The organism is Paraglaciecola sp. L3A3, assembly GCF_009796765.1.
In the GTDB taxonomy this organism is placed as follows: Bacteria; Pseudomonadota; Gammaproteobacteria; order Enterobacterales; family Alteromonadaceae; genus Paraglaciecola.
The window spans coordinates 1,336,950-1,361,751 of sequence record NZ_CP047023.1; the positions used below are offsets into that span (position 1 = coordinate 1,336,950).

Genomic DNA, 24,802 nt, shown 5'->3' on the forward strand with positions numbered 1-24,802 from the left:
AGTTTGTATTAGCTGTTGGTCGCTGAAGGTGGCATGTGTATCGTTCCCACTTCTAACAACGGAGCTGCGTCAATATCTTCAGCATCCATCATTTTTGCGATTCGTTGCATAGTGGCAATAAGTTGTGTTTGTTCCCAGTCATCTAATTTTTCAAAACGATTAATAAAATGTTCTTGCAAAGGAGTAGGAGCTCCCTGCATTGCCAGTTGGCCTGTAGGGGTTAAATGCAAGCCAACTTTTCGTTTATCTTGTACTGAACGCTCTCTAATTACGTAATTACGAGCTTCAAGGCGGTCTAAAATACTGGTCACTGTGGCAGAGCTTAAGTTTATATTTTCTGCTATTTGTTTGACCATAATGCCATCATTGGCGGCAATTTCTTGCATTACTATCAATTGAGGGCTAGTTAAGCCGCTTTCTTTACTCAGTTTTTTTGAGTATAAATCAATGGCACGAATAATACGTCGCATCGATACCAATAATTCTTCATATTTTTTCATATAATTTTTACTTTAAATAATTCAGAGAGAACTCTATCAAAAAACACAAATTTTGCATCATATTTCGGCTAATTATTATTTGCATAGAATCAATTTTTTGCTTTTTTGTTGAGTAATTAGTCTAATTTGTAGCAGTGTGCTAAGGAATATTTCTTCCGTTTATTATCATTTATCTTTGTAAAACAAGTGTTTTTATACCCAGTTGGCGTTATTAATACCCAAAAATAGTTAGAATACGAATCAATAGTGCTGTAATATTAGTTCACAAGAATGGTTTAACTAAACGCGGAGTAAAATGAAAAGTATTTTGATACACAAAAAAGCAGATCTTCAACTGTTTTTTTGTTCGAACAATTTTAGATTTTTTTTCATACTCCCCGCTATAATTAAACCAATTACATCATCTTCAATTTTTCACAAATTAATAAACGGACGGATATGAGTTATTTCTCTTTAGGACTATATTTTTTGTTGATGTTGGCCATCGGCCTCTTCGCATACCGGCGTTCAACCAGTGACCTTTCTGGATATATTTTGGGCGGCAGAGCTGTAAGTCCACAGGTGACTGCATTGTCTGCAGGTGCCTCAGACATGAGTGGCTGGATGTTAATGGGGCTGCCAGGCGCTATGTTTGTCACAGGCTTTGAAACAATTTTTATTGCCATAGGTTTAGTCTTTGGCGCGTTAGTTAATTATTTATGTGTTGCTCCTCGATTAAGAGCTTATACATCAGTCGCTAATGACTCACTGACCATTCCTGAGTTTTTTGCCAAACGCTTCGATAAACCTAAAAGTCAGATACGTATAGTATCTGCAGTTATTATAGTTTTATTTTTTACCCTCTATACATCAGCAGGTTTAGTGGCTGGAGGAAAACTTTTCGAATCGGCTTTCGATCTTAGCTACCATTTAGGATTAATTATTACCCTTGGGGTTGTTGTGTCCTATACATTGTTAGGCGGATTTTTAGCCGTCAGTATGACTGACTTTGTGCAGGGGTGTATTATGTTCCTAGCACTTGTATTAGTTCCTGTGGTGGCATTGCAGGAGTTTTCTAATACTGAAGAAATGTTAGGCCACGCCTACCAATCAATTCCTACTTTTTCTGAATCTATGGGGAATGTGACTATCTTGGCTTTAATTTCGAGCTTAGCTTGGGGATTAGGGTATTTTGGTCAGCCCCATATCATCGTGCGTTTTATGGCTATTCGTTCTATCAAAGATGTCAGTACAGCTCGTAATATTGGTATGACTTGGATGACAGTGACTATTCTTGGTGCTCTAGCGACAGGTTTAGTTGGTGTGGCTTACGTAAATAAGTTCAATTTGACATTAGATGATCCCGAAACCATATTTATTGTGTTTTCAGAATTGTTGTTTAATCCACTGATTAGCGGTTTTTTAATGGCTGCCATTCTTGCTGCTATTATGAGTACAATTTCATCTCAGTTATTGGTATCTGCTAGTTCTCTAACTGAAGATATTTACCGCTTATATGCCACTAAATCAATCAGTGAAAAGAAAACAGTAATGATGGGGCGTTTTGGTGTTGCAGGTGTTGCGCTGGTTGCTTTGTTATTGTCCTTAGACAGTGATAATAGTATTTTATCTTTAGTCAGCAATGCATGGGCTGGTTTTGGTGCTGCATTTGGCCCATTAGTTTTGTTTAGTTTGTATAAAGCAAATTTAACTTATAAAGCGGCTATCGCAGGAATGATAGTTGGTGCCGTGACAGTCTTGCTGTGGATATATCTACCAGTCATGATTAATGGCAAAACACTTAGTAGTCTGATGTATGAAATTGTCCCTGGATTTTTGGCAAGTAGTGTCACCATTTGGCTTGTGTCTTACTTTGACAAATCTCCATCTCAGGCTGTGATATCTATGTTTAAAGAAACAGATAGTGTGATAGCGCAAAGTAAATTACCTTAAAGGAGCTAATTATGAATAAATTTAATTGGAAACGTATTGTTATTAAAGTGGGTAGTGCACTTATTGCTCCAGACAAAAAAGGCTGTAGTAGTCATTACTTGTTAAATATTGCGCAATTTATAGTGCGTTGCAGAACTTTAGGTGTAGAAGTTGTATTAGTATCTTCTGGTTCAATTGCTGCCGGTGCCCACCTGTTTTCTGGCGCAAAACCGACTATAGCGGTTAAAAAAGCCATGGCTGCTGCCGGACAAACAGAAATGATGGCAACTTGGGATCGATTGTTTGATTTTCCTACAGCACAAATTTTATTAACTCACGCCGACTTACGTAATCGCGATAGATATATTAGTGTGAAAGATACAATTGATACCTTATTGAGTCATGGCATTCTGCCTATTCTTAATGAGAACGATACAGTCACCACTGATAAATTAAAAGTGGGTGATAATGACAACTTATCAGCCATGTTGGCAGCTGCAGCTGATGCAGACTCTTTGATTATTTGTTCTGATGTTGATGGCCTTTTTGATAAAAATCCAAATATTCATGACGATGCGAAAATATTGTCTGAGGTAAATGAAATTACTGAAGAAATTTATGCCATGGCTGGTGGCGTCACGAGTGATGTCGGGACTGGTGGCATGAAAACCAAAATTGAAGCGGCAGAAAAAGCCACTTCACATGGTATAGATACATACATAGTAAATGGCTTTAGCCAGCATCCATTTAATATGTTACTGGATGGTAAAAACCCAGGTACTATTTTCCGTTCTTATGATGTGCCTATGCAAGAGCATGTACATTGGATGACACACACATCTAAGGCACAGGGCGAGGTTGTAGTCGAAAATGACTTTGATGCTGTTTTAGATGCTGATAGTGAACAACTGACTAGTGATGAAATTTTGTCTGTAGAAGGTGACTTTTTAGTAGGTGATACTATTTTAGTTCGAAAAGATGATGGCACTAAGTTAGCCAACGCTAAATCAAATTATAGTAGTTGTTTGTTGAGTTTCTTTGCTGATAGAAACAACGAACAGGCTGGCCCTGCAGAATACACTTCTGGACCCATTATCTCAGAAAAAAATGTCGCACTTTTAGACGAGTCAAAAGGTGATTAAGTTCGTGTAATTCTGTTTTACATGTTCTAACGCTCTTTATTATATCTTTAGTTTGTGTGCCGTTTACGGTGCACAAACTTTTTTGTTTATGATCAAAAAGTTTCTACAGTTCAGTGATTTTACCCCTTCACTTCACCGCTATTTTGTTTCGCTTTGTCGCTAGAATATTCATTTTTAATTTAACATCGCAAAGTCGTTTCCTCATAGCGCATTTTAATTGTTAAGTATTTGTAACCAATTCATTATCCTCGGCGATTAGCTTGCTAATCATCACCTTTGAGTACAGACACTCTGTGTACCTAATAAATATAACAATCTAGGTATGTAAGGTGAGGAGAAGTTCAATCCGCGAAAAGATACAAACACTAGGCAAGTGTTATAGCGGTTGAATTTGTTTCTTAGCCAAATTTTGAGAATCACACAAAATGAATAAAGCAGCTCGAAATATCGCCCAATTAGTGGTTTGCGCATCAGCAATGACATTACTTGGTTGTGGAGGAGGAGCCGAAACAAATACGGTTTCAAATGCAGTTGACCCAACAAAGCCTGTTTCAGATTGGCAAATGGTTTGGAGTGATGAATTTGACGGGGCGTCAATTGATAACAACAAGTGGACGCACGAAATAAACTGTGACGGCGGCGGTAATTTGGAGCAGCAATGTTACACAGATAGCGCTGAAAACTCGTTCATACAAGACGGTATGTTAAATATTGTTGCCTTACCGGCAGTTGAAGGTGCTGATAAGCCCTATACCTCAGCAAGATTAATTACCCAATATAAAGCCGATTTTAAGTATGGCCGTATAGAAATGCGCGCTAAAGCGCCTTCTGGGCAAGGTAGTTGGCCTGCATTTTGGATGATGCCAACAGATTCAGAATATGGAGGTTGGCCAAGATCGGGTGAAATAGATATTTTTGAATCTGTAAATTTAGGTGTTAGTGATGATGAAGGTAATGTTGAAACTGCAATCCACGGCACACTGCATTATGGAAAATCTTGGCCTAACAATTCATCATCAGGTAAATCATATAGCTTACCTGATGGATTAAACCCCGCAGATGACTTTCATACCTATGCCGTAGAGTGGCAAGAAGGTGAAATTCGCTGGTATATGGATGATTATTTATATGCCACTCAACGTCAATCTGAAGTGCGTTATAAAGCATCAGGTGAAGCGGTTGGATTAGCTCATACTGGTTGGTTCACAGAATACTTTGATCAAACTACTGGTGAGTTAGTCACACATTGGGATAGTGCTCCTTTTGATAAAGAATTCTTTTTGATCCTCAACTTTGCTGTTGGTGGTGATTGGCCTGAAAATGTGAATAATTTGGGTGTAGATGCCGATGCATTTGCTACTGGCGACAACGCATTCGAAGTCGACTATGTGCGTGTATACGAATGTGCGATTAACCCAGAAACCGGTAAAGGTTGTGAAACAGTTAGAGGCGGTTACGATAGCTTTGATGATGCACTTGTTGAAGGCAAAGCGCCAGGTATTGGCGGTGGTGTAGCAACTAACCTAACTATTTTTGCTGATAGAGCAAACCCAATTTGGCCTGTTTGGGATTGTTGTGGTGGTTCAACTCCAACAATCGAACAAGATTCAGAAAATGGTGCAGTCGCACAATTCACTATTGGTGAAGCCCCTACAGTAATGGGTTTTAACTCACGTCTATCAACGGCCTTTGGTACTGAACCGTTTGATGCATCACCTCTAGAAGAAACTGGCTTTGTATCATTTGATATGAAGATCATTGATTCTCCTATTGATACTGCAGCATCTTGGTATGTGAAACTAGAAAGTGCTGACGCTGCCTCTGCAGCTGACTTCCAATTAACAGAAAGTATTGAAGGCGTTGCACCTGTTTCTGGTCAATGGCAAACCTTTACTTTCCCACTCCAAGATTTTTCAAATAAAGGATTAGATTTATCTCAGTTAGATATTGTTATGGTCTTTCCTACATGGGGGCAAGGTGAAGGTGCTGTTTATCAAATAGACAACGTCAAAATTGCTCAACCTTTAGCTGAGCTAGTACTTTTTGACGATGCGGCAAATGCTGATTGGCCTGCATGGGATTGTTGTACTGGAACAACGCCTGCTGAGGTCATGGATGATGCCGAACATGGTTTAGCCATCGAGTTCTCGATAACTGGTGAGACAGTGATGGGATTCTCAGCTGGAGATGATGTGTTCTTTGATGCTAGCAGTATTGTTAGTGGCGGCATGGTTAGTTTTGACATGAAGCTGATGACAGCGCCTACGGACACCTCTTCAGTTTGGAAATTTAAAATTGAAGCTGGGGGAACTACAAGTGTTGTGGAATTAGACTTAATCGACGGTTCTGCTGGTGTTGAACCCGTTATTGGCGAATGGCAAACCTATATGTTTTCAATTGCAGCACTACAAGATGCTGGTCTAGATGTTAGTCAAATTGACGTAGTCATGGTTTTCCCTGCATGGGGCACAGGGGCTGGCGCAACTTATCGTATTGATAATGCGAAAATTTATAGCCCTGAAGCCGCTAAATTAACATTACTTGAAGATAGCTTAGCTGAACATTGGACTATCTGGGATTGTTGTGCAGGTTCGACTCCTAATACTGTGATTGATGATGAAGCTCATGGTGTTACGGCTGAATTTTCGGTGAATGGCGATACAGTCATGGGATTCCTTGCTAATGATGACGTTTATTTTGATGCAACAAGTGCAGTTGAAACTGGAGTTGTGAGTTTTGATATGAAAGTTATTGCGTCACCAGACGATGCGACATCTGTCTGGAAGTTTAAAGTTGAATCAGGAGACACTAGTTCTGAAGTAGAACTTGATCTTGTTGAAGGTTCAGCGGAAGTAGAACCTGTTGTTGGCGAATGGAAAACCTACTCATTTACTTTAAAGGCACTACAAAATGCCGGATTAGATGTCAGCCAGATTGATGTAATTATGATTTACCCAGCATGGGGATCAGGTACTGGGGCTGTGTACCGTGTAGATAATGCTTACATCGGTAATCCTTAATAAGTAAGTAAATTTAGAATATTAAATACAGGTACGTTGACTAGGCATTAATAAACAGCCAGCAACGTGCTTTATATAAAATTTAAAAGTAGGGTAGAAAATGAAACATTCAATTTTTACGAAAACACAAGTGGCTTTAAGTCTTTCTTCTATATTTGCGGTTGCCGCAAGTCAGACATTATATGCTCAAGAGTCTAGTTCTAATCAATTACAAACCGCCGATTCTGAAGTCATCGAAGTACGTGGTATTAGAGGCAGTTTATTACGCTCTATGAATTTGAAGCGAGATGCTTCTGGTGTGATGGACGTTATTTCTGCGGAAGACATGGGGAAATTTCCTGATACTAATTTGGCAGAGTCTTTACAGCGTATTACCGGCGTAACCGTTAGCCGAGCAAATGGTGAGGGTAGTCAAATTACAGTACGTGGTTTTGGCCCTGAATTTAATTTGATTACCTTAAACGGACGGCAAATGCCTGGTACAGGTAACTCACGTTCTTATAGCTTAGAAAATCTATCTTCTGAAGGTGTCACTGCTCTTGAAGTACAAAAAACAGCTCGTGCTGAATTGCCAAGTGGTGGTTTAGGTGCAACAGTAAATATTGTTACTACTAAACCATTGGCCAGCCCTGGTGAAAAGTATTCTATTTCGGGTAAAACTATAATGGATACATCAAATGAAGAAGGAAATGATGTTACACCTGAATTATCAGCTGTTTATAGCAACACCTTTGCTGATGAAACATTTGGTGTAGCCTTTTCGTTTAATCACCATAGGCGTGATTTTCAACAGCAATCAGCTGGTATTCAAGGTTGGCAGGCTAATGTAGATTTGCCTGAATTAGCCGCTGAAAACGTGATTGATGCAAGGCCTCTAGATGCCGACGGTAATCCTAGTGGCGATTATTTCTTTCCAAGGAATATGGGTTATACCATTGAAAACACACAGCGTGAACGTACTAATGGCCAAGTGACTTTACAGTACGCACCTATCGATGACCTAGTGATTTCATTAGATTACACCATGACCGATGCCATAACAGGTAGAAACTCGATTGGATGGGGCATGTGGAATGACTATGGCGGAAACATTAACGCTTACGAGCTGGACGAAAATGGTACGGCTATTTTCACTGATATCAGTGGTAACGATGGCTCTTACACTGCCACACGTGCGACCACAGAAGTAAAAGAAAAATCAATTGGTTTAAATTTAGCATGGCAAGCCACTAATAACCTGAGCTTAACTTTAGATTATCATGATTCAACTAGTGAAACCGATAATGGCGCTGATGACGGCTTAGGCAGTGAGGGCTCATTAAATCTAGGGTCTGATCAACTCATCACTAAAACCTATGATTATCGTACTGGTGATGTCCCTAGTGCGCAGATCTTCTGGAAAAACGGCACCACAGAATTATCGCCGGGTGAAATAGATTCTCACTTTAGTCAATTTATTCATTCGCCTGGAAAGTCGGAGGTTGAACAGTTACAAATTGATGGTTCTTGGGACAATACCTTTGATATCCCGCTAGTATCTGTAGATTTTGGGATTGCTCGTACCGAACAAACTATGAGTGGCTCGAATGCATGGAGTGGGTTAATTGGCGGATTCTTGTTTAATCCAGCATGGCCTGAAATATTCCCTGACGGCATGTTTACGCGCAATAGTACCGATGATTTTTTAAGTGCAATCGATGGTGGTGGTGCTGATCTTACGCCTAATTATTATTACACCTTTGATTTTGATGAAGTCGTGGCTCGTTCTGAAGCCTTTTTGACCAATGATGTTTTAGGCGGTGATGATTATTTTGCTACTGATGCCTATCATCCAATGGGGACTTATTCTGAAAGTTCTGTGACTGAAGAGACCAGCAGTATTTATGTACAATCTTTATGGGAATTTGATTTAGCTGACTTTTTCGTGCAAATGAATGTAGGTGTACGCTACGAAGAAACCGACGTTACCAGCAGTGTACTACAGCAAGTACCCACATCAGTTTGGTGGAAAGGCGGCAGCGAATGGCATACTCAATATTTAGATGGTGATAGCAACTTCCTTGAGTTAGAAGGGGAACATGATGTGTTGTTACCTATGTTCGATTTCAAAATAGATTTAACTGACGATTTAGTCGGTAGATTTTCTTGGGGCAAAACCATTGCCCGTGCACCGCTTGGAAACTTAGCAGGTGGCAGGCAATTGTCAGGTAGCCCTAAAATTGGTTCTCGAAATGGCAGTGAAGGTAATACTAATTTACAGCCTTTTGAATCGACTAATTTAGACTTAAGTTTGGAATATTATTATGGCGAAGGTAGTTACGCCGCCATCGGTTATTTCAAAAAAGATGTGAAGAACTTTATTGGTAGTCAAATTGTTTCAACCACTATTGAAGGCTTTAATGATATATACAAAGGCCCAAGATGGTTGCAAGCCGAAGCTGATTTAGTAGCTGACGGTGTGCAAGCAACCAACGATGCTATCTTTGCACAGATGCAAGCCAATGGTGCTACTTTAAATGCGCAAGGGTACATTGAACCTGAAGCAGGTGACCCATTAATCGAATGGGACATTAGCCGTCCGTATAACAGCCCAGATACAAAAACAGTCGATGGGTTTGAGTTAGCGGTACAGCATTTGATTGGTGACACTGGGTTTGGTTTAGGTGCAAATGCTACTTTTGTTGATGGTGATGTTGAATTTGACGTGACTAGCCTAACGCAGCAAACTCCTCTGACTGGTTTAAGCGATTCTGCCAACTTCCAAGGATTTTACGAGAAACATGGTTTATCAGTGAAGGTAACTTACGCTTGGCGTGATGAGTACTTAATTGGTGTTGGACAAAACCAAGGTTCATCTGATAACCCTCCTCAATTCGCCAAAGCATTTGGCCAATGGGATGTGAGTGTTAACTACGACTTGAACGAAAACCTAACCGTGTTCTTTGATGGCATTAATCTTAACAATGAAACTGAAGAAGGGTATGGTCGTTATGAAGAGCAGTTCTTGTTTGCTCGTGAATATGGCCCTAGATACATAGTTGGTGCTAGATATAGTTTTAAATAGCAGAGTACGAAACGCTCATTTAACTTAATAGTTAGTGGGCGTTTACTTTTTATATACTTTTTTATGGGTGTCGATTATTGTTATCTAAGAATACGACAGCCATTTATCTTAATTAATCATAACTATAAGGCGACTAATTGTGATTAAATTAGCGAAAAATGGGCTGCTAATCAGTAGTCTTAGTTTTTTCTTTTTGGCATGTTCAAATAGCCAAACGGCAGTAGAATTAGTTCATCCTGAAGCTAAAAATAAAACCAACATATGGCCTAAGATAAACTCAGAAGTCATACAAGATCAAAGTATTGAAACTCGATTAGATAACATTTTGTCGGCTATGAGTTTAGAGCAAAAAGTGGCCCAAACTATTCAGCCAGAAATTAGAGATATTTCGGTAGAAGATATGCGCCAATATGGTTTTGGTTCTTATCTCAATGGTGGCGGCTCATTTCCAAATGGTAATAAACATGCCACTCCACAAGATTGGATTAACCTAGCAGAGCAGATGTATCAAGCATCAATAGATGACTCTATAGATGGTTCAACTATTCCTACTATGTGGGGAACCGATGCGGTGCATGGCCACAATAATGTAGTTGGGGCCACATTGTTTCCGCATAACATTGGTTTAGGTGCAGCAAATAATCCTGATTTGATAGAAAAAATTGCCACAGTTACGGCCACAGAAGTTATGGTCACAGGGATCGATTGGGTGTTTGCCCCTACAGTCGCTGTGGTCAGAAATGACAAATGGGGCCGCACGTATGAAGGTTATTCAGAAGATCCAGAAATAGTACGTGCTTACTCGGCTGCTATTGTTAAGGGTTTGCAAGGCCATGCTGATAAAGATTTTTTAGGCGATAGCCGAGTAATAAGTACAGTAAAACATTTTGTGGGTGATGGTGGAACCGAAAATGGCGACGACCAAGGCGACAATGTCTCTAGCGAACTAGAGTTGTATAATATTCATGCTCAAGGTTACATGGGCGGTTTGACGACTGGCGCGCAGTCGGTCATGGCTTCGTTTAATAGCTGGCATGGCGAAAAATTGCATGGCAATAAATATTTATTGACCGATGTGTTAAAAGACAATATGGGCTTTGACGGCTTTGTAGTAGGTGACTGGAATGGTCACGGACAAGTCAAAGGTTGCAGTAATGAAAACTGTCCGCAAGCTATGAACGCGGGTTTAGATATTTACATGGTGCCCACTCAAGCTTGGAAACCTTTGTTCGAAAATATAGTGGCCCAAGTTAAGTCTGGTGTCATTAAGCAATCTAGGTTAGATGATGCTGTACGTCGTATTTTACGGGTTAAATTGCGTGCTGGATTGTTCGAAAAAGCCAGCCCAGCTCAACGCCAGTTTTCTGGTAAAACAGAATTGATTGGACAAAAAAGTCACAGAGATGTAGCTAAACAAGCAGTTAGAGAATCGTTAGTTTTACTAAAAAATAATGGCAATATTTTACCTTTATCGCCTAAGCAAACTATTTTAGTGGCCGGCGATGCAGCCGATAATATTGGCAAACAAGCAGGTGGCTGGACAATTACTTGGCAAGGTACGGGTAACACTAATGCTGATTTTCCAGGTGGTAGCTCAATTTATGCTGGCATAGCCGCACAGGTGACTGCCGCTGGTGGCACAAGTACCTTAAGTGTTGATGGAACATTTCAAACTAAACCTGACGTAGCCATAGTGGTGTTTGGTGAAGAGCCATACGCAGAAGGCCAAGGTGATGTGTTAGATTTAAATTATCAAGCAGAAAACAAAAGGGATCTAGCGTTACTCGAGTCTTTCAAAAAACAAGGTATTCCCACAGTTGCAGTGTTTATTTCTGGTCGACCTATGTGGGTTAATGCAGAGCTTAATGCCAGTGATGCTTTTGTGGCAGCATGGTTACCAGGCTCAGAAGGATCAGCCGTGGCTGATGTATTGTTGGCAGACAACAACAATCAAATTCAACATGATTTTAAAGGCAAGCTGTCTTATTCTTGGCCCATTTCAGCCACTCAAACAGCCAATCGTTTTGACGCCGACTACTCGCCATTATTTGCTTATGGCTACGGCTTAACTTACACAGATAAAACGCTTGTAGCCAATGACTTATCAACGGTAGCGGCAGTTACTGCTCAATCGTCGGGATTGCCTGTTTTTGATGGTAAATTGAGTAGCAAATGGAAAATGACATTGTTGTCTGATGGGCAAGAAAATGAGGTGGCTTCGAATACATTAGCCTTACCTTATATTGCTTATCGCACTATCGATAAAAATATTCAAGAAGATGCCTTTAAATTAGACTTTGCAGGCACTGGCGAAGCGGGGCTGAAATTTGTATTACAAAACTCTAGCCTATCCGAGATGCTAACTAATGCTTCATCATTGGTGTTAAATGTCAAAACAGCGCAACCTAAAACAAGCGCTTTATTTGTTAGAATGGCTTGTTCTGGGCAGCAACAAGATAAACCGAACTGTACTCATGGCGTAGATATAAGCCAACAAATAGGCGAGTTAGCTGCTGATACTTGGACTGATATTACAATTGATATGAAGTGTTTAGTGGAGGGCCTTTCTGCAAATGAAATGGTAGATACTTTAACTATTTATACTGCTCAGAAAAACATTTTGTCTATCAGTGATGTGAGGTTTATCACTTCAGCAGAAACTAATACTAAGGGTTGTGAGTAAACTCTTAGATAAAGAGAAAGAAGCAAGGTTAAGCACATGTGTGCTTAGCCTTAGAGAACGGTAAATTGGCGTATTAAGTTATGGTAAACATTATGCAGACGATCTAATTCACCACGGCTCGCGTTTTGATTTTTGACTAACTCTTGAATACTTTGATCTAACTGGTATAAGGTATTTCTAAGATTACTGTCGGCTACCATACTCTGCATCCAAGTAATCGCTGCTAAGCGAGTTCCTTTGGTCACCGCAGTGACTTTATGTAAACTACTTGATGGATACACCACAGCATAACCAGCAGGTAGTTTGATTACTTGTTCACCAAACTCAGTAGCAATAACTAATTCTCCTCCTTCGTATTCTTCTGGCTCACTTAAAAATACCGTCATAGAGACATCACTACGGATCACATCAGAGCTATCAGGCAGGCGCATAATGGCTGCGTCGACATGGTAGCCGTATTCTTCTGATTGTTGATAACGATTGAAGCAAGGCGGGAATATTTTATGGGGTAGGGCTGCAGAAACAATTTTAGGATTGTTACCCAAATGAGCTAGTAAGTTATTCGCTAACTGGCGCACTTGGGGATCCTTTGCATCTGCTTGATTGTTATTTTTTACTGAAGCAGCCATACCCATAGCCGTTTTATCGCCGTTTTCCCATGGCAGAGTGGTTAACTCTGCACGGTAATGAGCGACGTCTTCAGCAGATAAAATTTTATCGATAATAATCATTTTTTTCTCTATAACCTGAACTTGGGATAATGCGTGTCGTTTTTAATTTGAATTTTACAAACAATTCAAACACTTAAAAATATGCCCCAAGTTATATTTGGCTTAAGGCTTACTCGATGACGAAATTTTTCGTGTCTAGCAAGGCGGTTTTTCGTACGTAATAGCGGGCTATTGCTAGAAAATCCAACGCAGCTAGGCGCAAAAAGAGCGTTATCGAGAGGCTCGGCTTATCCCGAGCTCAGGTTCTATATTAAAATTGGTATGTTGCAGTTAATTTAGTACTGGCTGCATTACCTAGGTACATAAACGCACCCGAACGATATGCAGCTGTGTAGTAGGTTTCATCAAAAGCATTGCCAATATTCAATCTAAACGTAAGATCTTTTGTGGCATTGTAGTTAGCGAATAAGTTCACTACCTGATAGCTAGGTACCACTATACTGTATTGGTTATTTGTACTGTCGTAACCAGCTGCTGTATCAGGTTGACCTGCATACATTTCGCTTTGGTATGCATAATCGCCACCTACTACAAAGGAGTCGTTAATTTCATATCTTAACTGCAAATACATACTCTTTTCAGCAAAATTACTTAACACTAAACCGATATTAGTTTCGGTAATGGAATCAAGTACTTCTGAGCTCATTGCGGTTGCAGAGAATTGTACGCTTAATTCATCGGTAATATTACCTACTATACCTAATTCGATCCCTTTCACACGATTTTCACCAGTATTTAGAGTACCTAATGCTGCGTAGTCATCATCACCGACACTCTCCATTACATCACTTTTAGTTATTTGGAAAATAGAAGCTGACAACAAGAAACTATTATCAAGCATGACTTTGGTGCCAATCTCGATATTCTCTACACGCTCAGGATCTGAATCAGTGACTTGTGTAGGGTCACCACAAATACCACCATAACCACAACTTGCCCCTAAGTCAGATTCGCCACCATTAATGTTGGTTGCTGTGCTGTAGTTTGCATAGACATTAACATCTTTAGAAAAGTCGTAAATTAGACCAAGGTTACCGTTGTACATGGTGTCTGAATAAGCATAAGGAGTCGTCGTGCCGCTTCTAATCACGTCACTGTCAAAGTCAAAGTTATCCGCTCTAACACCATAATAAACATCAAGTTGGTCTGTTAAGTGAACGGTATCTAACATGTATAGTGAAACCGTTTCAATCTTGTTAATTGAATCAAATTCACCACGTGTATATGTTCTGCCCATCAACTGACTAATATTACTGATATAATCACCCGCACCATCAACAATACAATAGGCACCTGATGGTTCTGGATTTCGTCTGCCTGGCGGTAAAATACAGTTTGTTGGGTTAGTACTATCAATGTTATAAGTACCGTTTTTAACACTTTCGTCTGTATATTCAAGGCCAAAGACTAGGTTGTTTTCTAAACCAAATAATTCCGTATTGAATAATAAATTAAACTGAGTACTCACGTAATGGACATCCTGAAAACCATTATGGGTGCTTAGGGATATAGTACTGGCCTCAGGTCCATCTGGATCCGTTATGTCGCGAGTAGTGCCACTTGCACCTGTTGTGATGTAACCATTACTTGTTTCACCATAACGGGTGGCATTATAAATTGTTAGGTCATCGTTAACTTCATATTCAGTTCTCAAGGTAAAGGTTTTAACCTCAGATTTTAAGAAGTCTGCTTCTTGAGCGTAAACAGGAATATCATCCACAGGTTCGCGGCTATCACGATTAAAATAACTACCTAAATCAGGCACATCTTCTGCGTCTAAATAATAACCATCAGCCGTAAACGATAGTTTATCAGAGGGTAAATATACGCCTGACAGTTGCACACCGTTGCGTTTACTTGAGGCATCTTCACGACCTGGTTTGTCTTTATCTGACATTAATGCATTAATTCGAGCCGCGGTGTTTTCAGAAAGTGCTAAATTATAATCCAAAGTAACACGCTGATATTCATCAGTACCTAAACCTGCATCCACACGACCAAAGTTATAATCTACAGATGCTTTTTTAGTGACACTGTTAACCGCTCCACCGGAAGAGCCTCGACCTGCAAATGTAGAGCTTGGACCTTTAGTTATTTCGACACGTTCAGTGGCAAAACTTTCACGAGTACTCATACCCGGATCTCGTAAACCATCAACAAACACATCGCTACGAGCTTCGTGACCACGAATAATGTACCGATCACCAAAAGCATTACCATTTTCGCCTGTACCTAGGGTCACACCTGCTTGGGCAGATAAAATATCTTTAAGATCGGTCTTGCCAGCTTCTAATAGTTGATCTTGAGTTAAAACAGTAATGACCTGTGGTGTATCCACTAAATCTGCTACACGGCGAAGGTCACCAGATTTTTGAAATAAATACACAGAATCTTGTACACCATGAATTCGAATTTTTTCAATTGACTCTGCCGATTGTTTGGCCTGACACTCAGTTGAATTATCCCCTTCACATTGCTTAGTGTTTTCTTGTGCTGAAATTTGCCCACTGTTAAAAATTAATGCCGCTGCAACTGCCTGTGCCCCAAAAGCTAATGTGTTATTTGTGTTTTTCATAGTTTATTTACGTTTTTTGTCGTCCTAAGTGAATGTGGAGCCAATATTACATATCTTTATACTAATGTAAATGATAATGATTCTCATGCGCTTAATTGTTTGGTTGTTTTTGTGTGACGACATACTAAATTTGAGCTGCAACAATTCAACAACATCACAAAGCTTTTGGATTACAGCTCAAAAACCTGTAAAACTGCTTAATTATTGGGCTAATATAAATCAAGTTTTAAAATTACATTAATACTGTTTTTATATACAGTTTTTGTGTTATGGTTACTTTGTTGTTATTTATCAGAGAGAAAAATTATGGCGGTAATTACGCGATATGTGGTTGAGCACAAAGGGGTGGAAAAATTTGTGACGGCGGATAAAAAAGAAGCAGATCAATACGATAAGATGTTGGATGTAGCTGATAACTTAAGTGTCTATATAGAAGGTAAGGGAATTAGTTTAGAGCCAGAACTATTAGAAAATTTATCTATTATGTTATCTAAAAATAAAGACTCTTTAACGAAACTATTAAAAGGTACATCTGCTGACTCATTATTAAGTTCTGAAAAAGCAGATGTAGTTAAAATAGCTTCGAAAAAAGCCTAATTTATGAAAGAAAGTTATACTTTCTCTGAAAACTGACCTCGCAACCCAGCATTAATAATAGATGATAAGGCACGACTTTAAACAAATTAACTCGTTTAGTTATCTAAAGTCAGTGCTTTTTCTTTCTTTTCTTGAGGCATATACCTGGCACGCTTTTTAGCTTTTAAAGTATTTAGATCGGCAATAACCAAACCATCAACGCAATGATTGAAACTGGGATCAATATTAAAATCGACAAAATGTACCCCTCCATCTTCGTAGGTTTCGGTATATTGTTTGTATAAAGTGGGGACGGCCATTCCCATATTAGATAACAAATGTTTTAGTTTGGTAAAATCAGCTTTGTAGTCATCACCAGTAAAACAGTGTTCATAATCTTTGGGCAAGATATAAGGCATTCTGGCTTGAGCACATGGATTTTGTTGTTGAAAATATAAAGTATAAAATTGCACTAATAAATCTTTAGCTGCCTTTGGGTAGTGATCACTCAAACTCACTGCGCCAAATAAATATCTATAATTAGGATGACGTTGTAAAAAAGCACCAATACCAAACCAAAGATAATCTAAGCTGCGTTTGCCCCAATATTTAGGTTGGACAAAACTTCTACCTAACTCTAGGCCATGTTCAAAGTATTTTTCCATTTCAGGGCTATAGTCAAATAAGCTAGAAGAGTAGAGTCCTGTTACCGTTTTTTCTGTAATTATTTTTTTCGCGGCACCAAAACGATAGGCTCCTACAATTTCTAAATCATCACGATCCCATAAAATTAAGTGATAATAATCTTGATCATAACTATCTAAATCTCGACGTTTATTGGTGCCTTCGCCGACAGCTCTAAACGATACTTCTCTTAACCTGCCAATTTCTCTTAATATTGGAGAGCTGCCCGATGGACTATACAGGTACATCACTTTACCATCAGCTGTTTCACCTAAGTGTTCGCAAGTATCTTTTAATGCATGATACAAAGCTGCACGGTTTTCTGGTTGAGCTATTGCGGTTTGTGTTTTGAAAATGCCTGTTTTATCAAGGCCAATTCTATATAGGTGTTTTTTAAATAATTTCACATGTTGATTTCGAGTGATTTTATTGCTGCTGTAAGATTCAAAAGGAATGACTTCACCAATGCGTATAGGAAAGTGATTACGTTTTTGTTTGAACATCTCTTTAACTAACAGCATGGCAGCTAATGGTTTGTATAACATAGATAAACCATAAAATACCTTAGAGTTCTTACCATCGATAAATACCGGAAGAATAGGGGCTTTAGCTTGTTTAGCTATACGCAGAAAGCCACTTTGCCATCTAGTATCGCGTATCCCTTGGGGACGTAATCGCGAGACCTCACCAGCAGGAAAAACGATGACGACTCCTTCTGCTGATAAATGTTGTTGGATTTTTTGGATGTTTTGTTTAGGAGTTCCCCCATTAACATTATTAACGGGCAATAACATGGAATGTAAAGGAGGTAGTGTCATTAACATTTGGTTGGCAATAACTTTAATATCCCGTCTTACTTCACTGATCAGCTTGATCAGTGCTAAAGCATCTAACGAACCAATAGGATGGTTCGCAATAATGACGAGTTTTCCTTCGGTGGGGATACGCTCTTTTTCTACATCTCTAACTGAGTAACTAATGCTGAAGTATTCGAGTACTTGTTCAACAAAATCAATTCCTTGCTGATTGGGGAATTCTTCGGCGAAGTTCTGCATTTCTTTTTCATGCAATAAATGTCGTAATATAAATGATATTGGTTTTGATAGAATGGGTCGGTTAGCGACTGCGGGATAATGTTTTTCTAGTACTTCAGAAACAGTGAACATAATAAAGCCAGTTAAACGAAACTGGTGACAAGCATAATAAGTTTTTGTGACGATTTGGTTTAACTAAAATGTATGTTTTGTGAACATTGGGCGGTGAGCGGATTTGTTGTTGGGGGGCATAAATAACCGGCAGTGATTGCCGGTTATTATTGCTAGTATTTACACTCTAAATTGTTGCACAGAGGCCCGTAGTTCTTCTGCCAATTTAGCCACTTCATGACTTGATTCAGAAGTTTGGTGTGCACCAACTGAAGTATCTTCTGCAATGTTCACTATGTTTTCAAGTTTCTGGCTAATCTCTTGAGAAACAATATTCTGTTCACGAGCCGATTGTTCAATTTGAGTACTTACGTCAAAGGCTTTATGTACTGCTTCAGTGATAGATTGTAAAGCTGTAGAAGCATTTTCGGTTTGAGCTACACATATAGTGGCTTGCTCGGTACCTTGATTCATTACTGCTACCGCTTTTTCTGCCCCCGATTGCAATACTTCAATCATAGAGTTTATTTCTTGAGTAGACTTTTGTGTGCGGCTGGCTAAAGTTCTTACTTCATCGGCAACCACTGCAAAACCACGACCGTATTCTCCGGCCCGGGCAGCTTCAATAGCAGCATTTAGCGCAAGTAAGTTTGTTTGGTCGGCTACGCCGCGAATTACATCTAAAATACCGCCTATGCTAGCGCTATCTTGATGGAGTTTATTAATTACTTCTGCCGCTTCTTCAACATCTTTAGATAATACTAATATAGTGTTTCTATTTTCTTCTGAAATTAGTTTAACTTTTTCAGCTTCACTGTCAGCATGTTTTATTTGATTTAAAGTATCTTCTGCACTTTGGGTGACTAGCTGTGAAGTACTGTGCATTTCTGTGGTTGCTGCAGCCACTTGTGCCACTTGTGATTTTTGTTCTTGGATAGATTGAGTGGTTTGCGCGGTGACTGCAGAGGTTTCCTCGGCTGCTGAAGCTAATTGTATAGCTCGAGAGCTAATACCCGAAATTAAGTTTTTCAAACTATCAATCAAGGCATTACAATTTTTAGCTAAAATACCAAATTCATCATCTGATGAATCATCAAGTTTTTGGGTTAAATCCCCCGTGGCAACTACTTGCAGCATGGCATTTACTTTGTGTAGCGGGCGAACAATTGCAGTCACTGTCCAATAGGCAATACCGCCAGCAAATACTATCGAAATCAAGGCAATGATAATAGTGCTAGAAATTCCTTGGTTTACTGAGCTTGTAACTTCTTGTTTTGATGTCTGGGTTTTTATTTCAGCTAGAGCCATTAATTCATCTAACTCTAAGATGGCTTGCTTGATATTTTCATATGAAGCTTGATAGGCAATTTGTGCTTCTTTTTTGTTCTTTAGTTGATTGAGTTGCGATTGTAATAATCCATTTGATGAAGTCATTGTATCTGTAATGAGATCTATCAGTTCATATACTTCACTTAACGTACCTGAATCGTCTTCGCCATTTTCGGCCGTTTGGATATCCGTTACTTTGCCTTTTATTTGATTGATCACCAGTTCTACTTCATTACCAACAGTATCGGCCCGGACTAAGCTCTCTGTTTTTATATATTCAGAGCTAAAAGTGAGTAAAGACATGAGGTTAGACTCTAGGCTATTGGCAATATCTGAAGCTCGTTTAAGCTGGCTATTATTCTGAACTTCGTCTAAATCTGAAAAATCAACAATAAGCGTTGAGGCGTCATCTGAATTATCTTCAATATCACCTAACTGATTGTTTATTTCATCTTGGAATTCTAATTCGCTTTTTTTATTATCAAATATGGCACTGACGTTAGTCATGTATTGAGTATATATTTCTTCAGTCTTAACTAGAGAACTATGAAGCTCTTTTTCTTGGCTAACAATACCTCGTAACTTTTCAAGCTCTGATGAAAAAATAGCTCGACTTGTTTCAAAGGCTTCTTGTTGGGTGACGATAGCGTCTAGCGATGTTTCAAAATAAGCTTCAGTTGCAAGGCGGCCCATGTTTAAAAATGATACTTTCAATTGGCCGGTAAGAGTTACCGTCGGCAGAGCTAATGTGTTAACTTCCTCAGTGGCCTTTTCGATACTTTTTAAGTTGTACACGGCTACAACCCCAAGTATGAATAAAAGAATGGTTATAATGGCGAATCCGCCAACGACGCGTTTTGCTACTGTTATTTTCATTGTCAGCCTTATTTAAGTTATCAGTGTTACCACTGACTCTAGACGTAAATTATTATTATTATTATTGAAAATTTTGTTAATCAAATTGATCTCCAAACCTTACTATAACTGACTTGGATATAATTTGAACCTGTTCGGACAAAAAATCTGTAATTAAGATATCGACCCAGAGCTAGGAATCTTGATGTTTAACTACATATCTTTTTTCTGTTTCAAGCTCCAGCATTGTCATGCTTTGACCCCATAAATATCCGGTATCAAGACCTATAAACGTATTTGTTTGGGTGTTACCTTGTAATGCAGCCCAGTGTCCGAATATGACTCTTTGATTTTTCTTAAGATCGTCATTTTTTACTTTAAACCAAGGGGTTAGGTTCTTAGGTGCATTTTCGGGGGCAGTTTTGCAGCTGAAATCTAATGCTATTTTCTGTTTCATATAACGCATTCGAGTAAAAGCATTGACGATAAATCGTGTTCGTTCTTCTGTGTTTAAATTTTTGCTCCAGGAATCAGGCTGATTACCGTACATTTTGACTAAAAATTTTTGCCAATTTTCACTGCCTAATTGTTTGCTGATTTCGTCACTGTACTTTAACGCTTTCTTAAATGACCAAGTAGGGTACAAACCAGCATGGCAAATAAGTGTCTCGGGGTTTAATAACAGAGCTAAAGGTTTTTGCCTTAACCAATGAATGTAACTTTCTATTTCTGGGCTGGCTAACAGTTGATCGAACTGATCACTGGCTTTGGCATGGCGAATATTGGCATAAATGGCAATAAAGTGTAGATCGTGGTTACCCAGTACAGTATCGAAGCTGTTGCCTAAGGATTTTAGAAATTGCAATGTTTCTAATGCTTGAGGCCCTCTACCTATTAAATCGCCTACTGCGATTAGGCGATCATCATTAGCATCGAAGTTAACTTTTTTTAGTAAGGCCTGTAACCCGCCCAGACATGCTTGTATATCGCCAACTATATAGGTTGCCATCTTGTTAACTAATTTATGTTAATTAAGAACATTAGGTACAGCTAGGCTAAAAACATCTATAGGCGCTTGAAACCAATCGCCTTTTTCTCCTTGTATTTCGTAATAACCTTGCATAGTGCCTATCGGGGTTTCCAACACAGCACCGCTGGTGTAAACAAAAGATTCTCCGTGTTTTATATAAGGTTGTTTACCTACAACACCCGCGCCATGTACTTCGGTTTTTTTGCCATTACCATCGGTGATCAACCAATATCTATTCATTAGTTGTACCATTTCTTCACCCGTATTGGTAATAGTAATTTTATAGGCAAAAGGATATTGATTTTTGTCAGTCACGTGTCCACTCAAATATTGAGTTTCCACGCTGACATTAACATTATTGGAAATTTGCATAATTTTGTCACTTTCTCAATGTATTAAAATTGGCAATTACTGCTGCTCTTGCTCTTGTTTCAGTGATTCATATGCATTAGCAATTTGTGCGTATTGTTGTAATGATAAGTTTTCGGCACGTAATTCTGGGTTAATATCTAAATCAATAAGTTGTTGTTCGGTTAGGCTGTCTTTCAAACTATTCCTTATTGTTTTACGTCTTTGGTTGAAAGCTTGGGCACATACCTTATGTAAAGACTCTTCACTTATTAAGGTAACAGGTTTTGTTTGATGAGGAATTAATCTCACTACAGCTGAATCTACCTTAGGTGGTGGATTAAATGCACCTGGTGGGACTTGTAATACAGGCATAACTTGACAGTGGTACTGAGCCATAACCGATAATCTACCGTAGTTTTTATTGCCGGGTACCGCAGCTAAACGACTAACTACTTCTTTTTGTAACATGAAGTGCATGTCTTGTACTTTATTAGCGAATGAAAATAGATGGAACATTAAAGGAGTAGATATATTGTAAGGTAAATTACCAAATATCCTTAAAGGTTCGTCATCAGATAACAATTGGCTGAAGTCGAATTTTAATGCATCCGCTTCAATTATAGTTAATTTACTGGCAATAAAGGGGTGAGTACGTAATCTCTGAGCTAAGTCTCTATCTAGCTCAACTACAGTCATTTTATCAATTAACTCACAAACGGGTTCGGTTAACGCGCCAAGACCAGGACCAATTTCAACCATGTGTTGGCCTTTTTGTGGCGCAATAGCGCTGACAATTTGATCAATAATATAGTTGTCGTGAAGGAAGTTTTGGCCAAACCTTTTTCTGGCTGTGTGCCCTAAGTGCTGTTTGCTCATTGTTTTTCTGCCGCTATTGAGATAGCTCTTTCGATGGCTAAAATAAAACTGCCAGTATCAGCATCGCCCGTTCCTGCAAGATCTAAGGCGGTACCGTGGTCTACTGAAGTACGAATAAAGGGTAAGCCTAGTGTAATGTTAATAGATGCTCCAAAACCTTTATATTTTAATACGGGTAAACCCTGATCATGGTACATAGCTAACACAGCATCAGCCTGCTCAAGATATTTAGGATTAAAAATAGTGTCGGCAGGTAGCGGTCCAGTGATATTCAGTCCTTCTGCTCTAAGGGCTTCTAACGCTGGATTTATCACTAAGATTTCTTCTTTGCCCAAATGACCATTTTCGCCGGCGTGGGGGTTAAGCCCACAAACAAAAATATGCGGTTTTTTAATCCCAAACTTTAACATCAAGTCGGTATTCACTATATGTAGTACTTTGTGTAACCGTTCAAAGGTAATGGCTTTAGAAACGTATGCAAGAGGAATATGAGTGGTGGCTAATACCACTCTAAGGCCTTCAGTAGCCAACATCATCACCACATCGTTGGTGTTAGACTCATGAGCAAAAAATTCGGTATGGCCACTAAAAGAAATACCTGCGTCGTTAATGACCCCTTTGTGAACAGGGCCTGTCACCACAGCATCAAATTCACCATCAATATTTTTTCGACAGGCTTGACGAAGTGTTTCAACCACATAGTGACCATTTTCACTATTTAGTTTGCCAGGCTCCACAGCTACTTTGGTTTTAATATCAACAATATATAAATGCCCAGCGGGTAATAGTGTCTTAATGCTAGGATCGTAATCAACTAAAGTTATAGGCAACCCTAACAGCTCGGCTCTTTGTCTGAGCATTTCGCCATCAGCAAATACCACGAGTTGCGCTTGCCATTCTCGTTGAGCAACAGCCAATACTAAATCTGGACCAATCCCAGCTGGCTCTCCTGGGGTGACCGCTAACTTTAATAGTTTCACTTATTTATCTTGCTTTGAAATGAGTTCGACATAGGCATTGGCACGTATTTCTCGTAACCAAGTGTCTGATTCTTCTGCGAATTTACGTTGAAATAATAAATTATAAGCTTTATCTTCTTTACGTTTTTCTGTGGCATCACCTATACGCTTATCAAGTAACTGCATTAAATGCCAGCCATGTTGTGTGCGTACGGGTTGGCTAATTTCATCTACTGCTAAGGTTTTTAAGGTATCGCGGAATTCTGGAACATAGGCGCTTGGATCTGACCATCCTAATTCGCCTCCTTTTAAAGCCGAGCCTGGATCTGCTGAATGTTCTTTTGCTAAAGCGGCAAAGTCTGCTTCACCTGCTAAAATTTGTTCTCTAAATTCTTTAAGCATTTTTTCAGCTTTTTCATCACTTAAAATAATGGAAGGTGCGATTAATATATGACGGGCATTCACTTCTTCAACTTCTACTTTTTCTATACCACGTAGATCTTTTACTTTTAGAATGTGAAAACCTGCACCGCTTCGGATAGGACCAACTATGTCATCTTTAGATTTATTTTGAACTGCTTCAGCAAATAGGGTAGGCATAGAGTTGATGTTCATCCAACCTAAGTCCCCACCTTCTAAGGCTTTAGGGCCGCCAGAAGACGCTGTCGCTACTTTGGTGAAATCAGAGCCGTTATTTAATAATTCAATAACTTTAGCCGCTCTTTGTTTTGATTGAGCAATATCATCATCAGTTGGATCACTCGGAAATTCGATCAAAATATGGCCTAAATGAAACTCGGCTTGTTTGTTACCTTGTTCATCAATCAATTTAATTAAGTTGTTTACTTCTTGTTCGGTAATATAAACACGACGACGCACATTAGAGCGACGTACTTCACCTAAGATTAGCTCATGGCGAACTTCTTCTCTGTACTTATCAAAGGTTGCACCTTGAGCTGTTACTTGCTGTCGTAATTGAGCTACGGTTAAATTTTGTCCTTGTGCGATATTTTCGATAGTTTGATCTAATTGAGGATCACTAATTTGGATACCCATCCGATCAGCAAGTTGCATTTGCAAGTTATCAGTAATCAGTTTTTCAATAGCCTGTGTTCTTAAAGCTTTGTCTGACGGTAATGCTTGCTCTTTTAATAAAGCGTTACGTTTTACTGTGCTAACCAAGTCAACAATCTGACTTTCTAATACTACCCCTTGATCAACAATGACAGAGACGCTGTCAAGTAACTCTGGTGCGGCGTTAGCGCGAAGAGTGAATAAAGAACTAACAAAAAGAGCGACTACTATTACTTTCATGATTTTCTTTTCTTTTTAGTTAAGGCGTTGATTAATAGACGCCTGTTAAGGTGATTA

General features: G+C 39.1%; 16 protein-coding genes. 6 read left to right on the top strand and 10 right to left on the bottom strand.

All coding sequences use genetic code 11. The features are described 5' to 3' along the window. Nucleotides 1–8: 8 nt before the first annotated feature. Nucleotides 9–500 carry a MarR family winged helix-turn-helix transcriptional regulator gene (locus tag GQR87_RS05555; protein ID WP_158967340.1) on the bottom strand — a complete coding sequence of 164 codons (492 nt, stop codon included), beginning with the start codon at nt 498–500 and terminating at the stop codon, nt 9–11. Nucleotides 501–938: 438 nt separating this feature from the next. On the opposite strand from GQR87_RS05555, the gene putP reads away from it, so the two are divergent. From putP to GQR87_RS05580, 5 genes are all read left to right on the top strand, one after another. Further along, nucleotides 939–2,432 carry a sodium/proline symporter PutP gene (gene putP / locus GQR87_RS05560; protein ID WP_158967342.1) on the top strand — a complete coding sequence of 498 codons (1,494 nt, stop codon included), beginning with the start codon at nt 939–941 and terminating at the stop codon, nt 2,430–2,432. A gap of 11 nt (nt 2,433–2,443) precedes the next feature. Further along, entirely contained in the window at nt 2,444–3,553 is a 1,110-nt protein-coding gene (gene proB / locus GQR87_RS05565) for a glutamate 5-kinase (RefSeq protein ID WP_158967344.1), read from the top strand. Nucleotides 3,554–3,978: 425 nt separating this feature from the next. Beyond that, nucleotides 3,979–6,573: a glycoside hydrolase family 16 protein gene (locus GQR87_RS05570; protein WP_158967346.1), complete on the top strand. Its 2,595-nt coding sequence runs from the start codon at nt 3,979–3,981 to the stop codon at nt 6,571–6,573. Nucleotides 6,574–6,673: 100 nt separating this feature from the next. Next, nucleotides 6,674–9,637: a TonB-dependent receptor gene (locus GQR87_RS05575; RefSeq protein WP_158967348.1), complete on the top strand. Its 2,964-nt coding sequence runs from the start codon at nt 6,674–6,676 to the stop codon at nt 9,635–9,637. A gap of 139 nt (nt 9,638–9,776) precedes the next feature. Beyond that, nucleotides 9,777–12,320 (top strand): glycoside hydrolase family 3 protein, encoded by a 2,544-nt coding sequence (locus GQR87_RS05580; RefSeq protein WP_233267404.1) that lies wholly within the window; start codon nt 9,777–9,779, stop codon nt 12,318–12,320. Between the two features lie 50 nt (nt 12,321–12,370). Here GQR87_RS05580 and GQR87_RS05585 read toward each other — a convergent pair whose 3' ends face one another. Together GQR87_RS05585 and GQR87_RS05590 are read right to left on the bottom strand one after the other, a co-directional pair. Beyond that, a complete protein-coding gene (locus GQR87_RS05585; RefSeq protein ID WP_158967350.1) occupies nt 12,371–13,051 on the bottom strand; it encodes a Fe2+-dependent dioxygenase in 681 nt (226 codons plus the stop codon). A 250-nt stretch (nt 13,052–13,301) separates the two neighbouring features. Beyond that, nucleotides 13,302–15,626, bottom strand: coding sequence for a TonB-dependent siderophore receptor (locus GQR87_RS05590; protein ID WP_158967352.1), 2,325 nt, complete (start codon nt 15,624–15,626; stop codon nt 13,302–13,304). 306 nt (nt 15,627–15,932) lie between these two features. Between GQR87_RS05590 and GQR87_RS05595 the strand changes: the two genes are divergently transcribed. Continuing rightward, nucleotides 15,933–16,223, top strand: a complete 291-nt coding sequence (locus tag GQR87_RS05595; protein WP_158967354.1) for a YebG family protein — start codon at nt 15,933–15,935, stop codon at nt 16,221–16,223. Nucleotides 16,224–16,318: 95 nt separating this feature from the next. Here GQR87_RS05595 and GQR87_RS05600 read toward each other — a convergent pair whose 3' ends face one another. The 7 genes from GQR87_RS05600 to surA form a co-directional block, all read right to left on the bottom strand. Further along, entirely contained in the window at nt 16,319–18,052 is a 1,734-nt protein-coding gene (locus GQR87_RS05600) for a lysophospholipid acyltransferase family protein (RefSeq protein ID WP_158967356.1), read from the bottom strand. Nucleotides 18,053–18,211: 159 nt separating this feature from the next. After that, a complete protein-coding gene (locus GQR87_RS05605) occupies nt 18,212–20,236 on the bottom strand; it encodes a methyl-accepting chemotaxis protein (RefSeq protein WP_158967358.1) in 2,025 nt (674 codons plus the stop codon). Between the two features lie 172 nt (nt 20,237–20,408). Continuing rightward, complete coding sequence (locus GQR87_RS05610) at nt 20,409–21,224, bottom strand: symmetrical bis(5'-nucleosyl)-tetraphosphatase (RefSeq protein ID WP_158967360.1); 816 nt, start codon at nt 21,222–21,224, stop codon at nt 20,409–20,411. A gap of 18 nt (nt 21,225–21,242) precedes the next feature. After that, the gene (gene apaG / locus GQR87_RS05615) at nt 21,243–21,617 is read right to left on the bottom strand and encodes a Co2+/Mg2+ efflux protein ApaG (protein WP_158967362.1); all 375 of its coding nucleotides are present in this window, start codon (nt 21,615–21,617) and stop codon (nt 21,243–21,245) included. Between the two features lie 36 nt (nt 21,618–21,653). Further along, nucleotides 21,654–22,472, bottom strand: coding sequence for a 16S rRNA (adenine(1518)-N(6)/adenine(1519)-N(6))-dimethyltransferase RsmA (gene rsmA / locus GQR87_RS05620; RefSeq protein ID WP_158967364.1), 819 nt, complete (start codon nt 22,470–22,472; stop codon nt 21,654–21,656). Next, on the bottom strand, nt 22,469–23,452 hold the full coding sequence (pdxA, locus tag GQR87_RS05625; protein ID WP_158967366.1) for a 4-hydroxythreonine-4-phosphate dehydrogenase PdxA: 984 nt from the start codon (nt 23,450–23,452) through the stop codon (nt 22,469–22,471). Before pdxA ends, rsmA begins: the two co-directional genes overlap by 4 nt. Further along, nucleotides 23,453–24,745, bottom strand: a complete 1,293-nt coding sequence (gene surA, locus GQR87_RS05630; protein ID WP_158967368.1) for a peptidylprolyl isomerase SurA — start codon at nt 24,743–24,745, stop codon at nt 23,453–23,455. Nucleotides 24,746–24,802: the final 57 nt, after the last annotated feature.

Excerpts from the sequence above, each read along its gene's own strand:
- rsmA (WP_158967364.1), bottom strand. The coding sequence starts at position 22,472 with ATGAGCAAACAGCACTTAGGGCACACAGCCAGAAAAAGGTTTGGCCAA.
- proB (WP_158967344.1), top strand. The coding sequence starts at position 2,444 with ATGAATAAATTTAATTGGAAACGTATTGTTATTAAAGTGGGTAGTGCA.
- apaG (WP_158967362.1), bottom strand. The coding sequence starts at position 21,617 with ATGCAAATTTCCAATAATGTTAATGTCAGCGTGGAAACTCAATATTTG.
- GQR87_RS05605 (WP_158967358.1), bottom strand. The coding sequence starts at position 20,236 with ATGAAAATAACAGTAGCAAAACGCGTCGTTGGCGGATTCGCCATTATA.
- surA (WP_158967368.1), bottom strand. The coding sequence starts at position 24,745 with ATGAAAGTAATAGTAGTCGCTCTTTTTGTTAGTTCTTTATTCACTCTT.
- GQR87_RS05610 (WP_158967360.1), bottom strand. The coding sequence starts at position 21,224 with ATGGCAACCTATATAGTTGGCGATATACAAGCATGTCTGGGCGGGTTA.
- GQR87_RS05595 (WP_158967354.1), top strand. The coding sequence starts at position 15,933 with ATGGCGGTAATTACGCGATATGTGGTTGAGCACAAAGGGGTGGAAAAA.
- GQR87_RS05555 (WP_158967340.1), bottom strand. The coding sequence starts at position 500 with ATGAAAAAATATGAAGAATTATTGGTATCGATGCGACGTATTATTCGT.
- GQR87_RS05570 (WP_158967346.1), top strand. The coding sequence starts at position 3,979 with ATGAATAAAGCAGCTCGAAATATCGCCCAATTAGTGGTTTGCGCATCA.
- putP (WP_158967342.1), top strand. The coding sequence starts at position 939 with ATGAGTTATTTCTCTTTAGGACTATATTTTTTGTTGATGTTGGCCATC.
- GQR87_RS05585 (WP_158967350.1), bottom strand. The coding sequence starts at position 13,051 with ATGATTATTATCGATAAAATTTTATCTGCTGAAGACGTCGCTCATTAC.
- GQR87_RS05575 (WP_158967348.1), top strand. The coding sequence starts at position 6,674 with ATGAAACATTCAATTTTTACGAAAACACAAGTGGCTTTAAGTCTTTCT.
- GQR87_RS05600 (WP_158967356.1), bottom strand. The coding sequence starts at position 18,052 with ATGTTCACTGTTTCTGAAGTACTAGAAAAACATTATCCCGCAGTCGCT.
- GQR87_RS05590 (WP_158967352.1), bottom strand. The coding sequence starts at position 15,626 with ATGAAAAACACAAATAACACATTAGCTTTTGGGGCACAGGCAGTTGCA.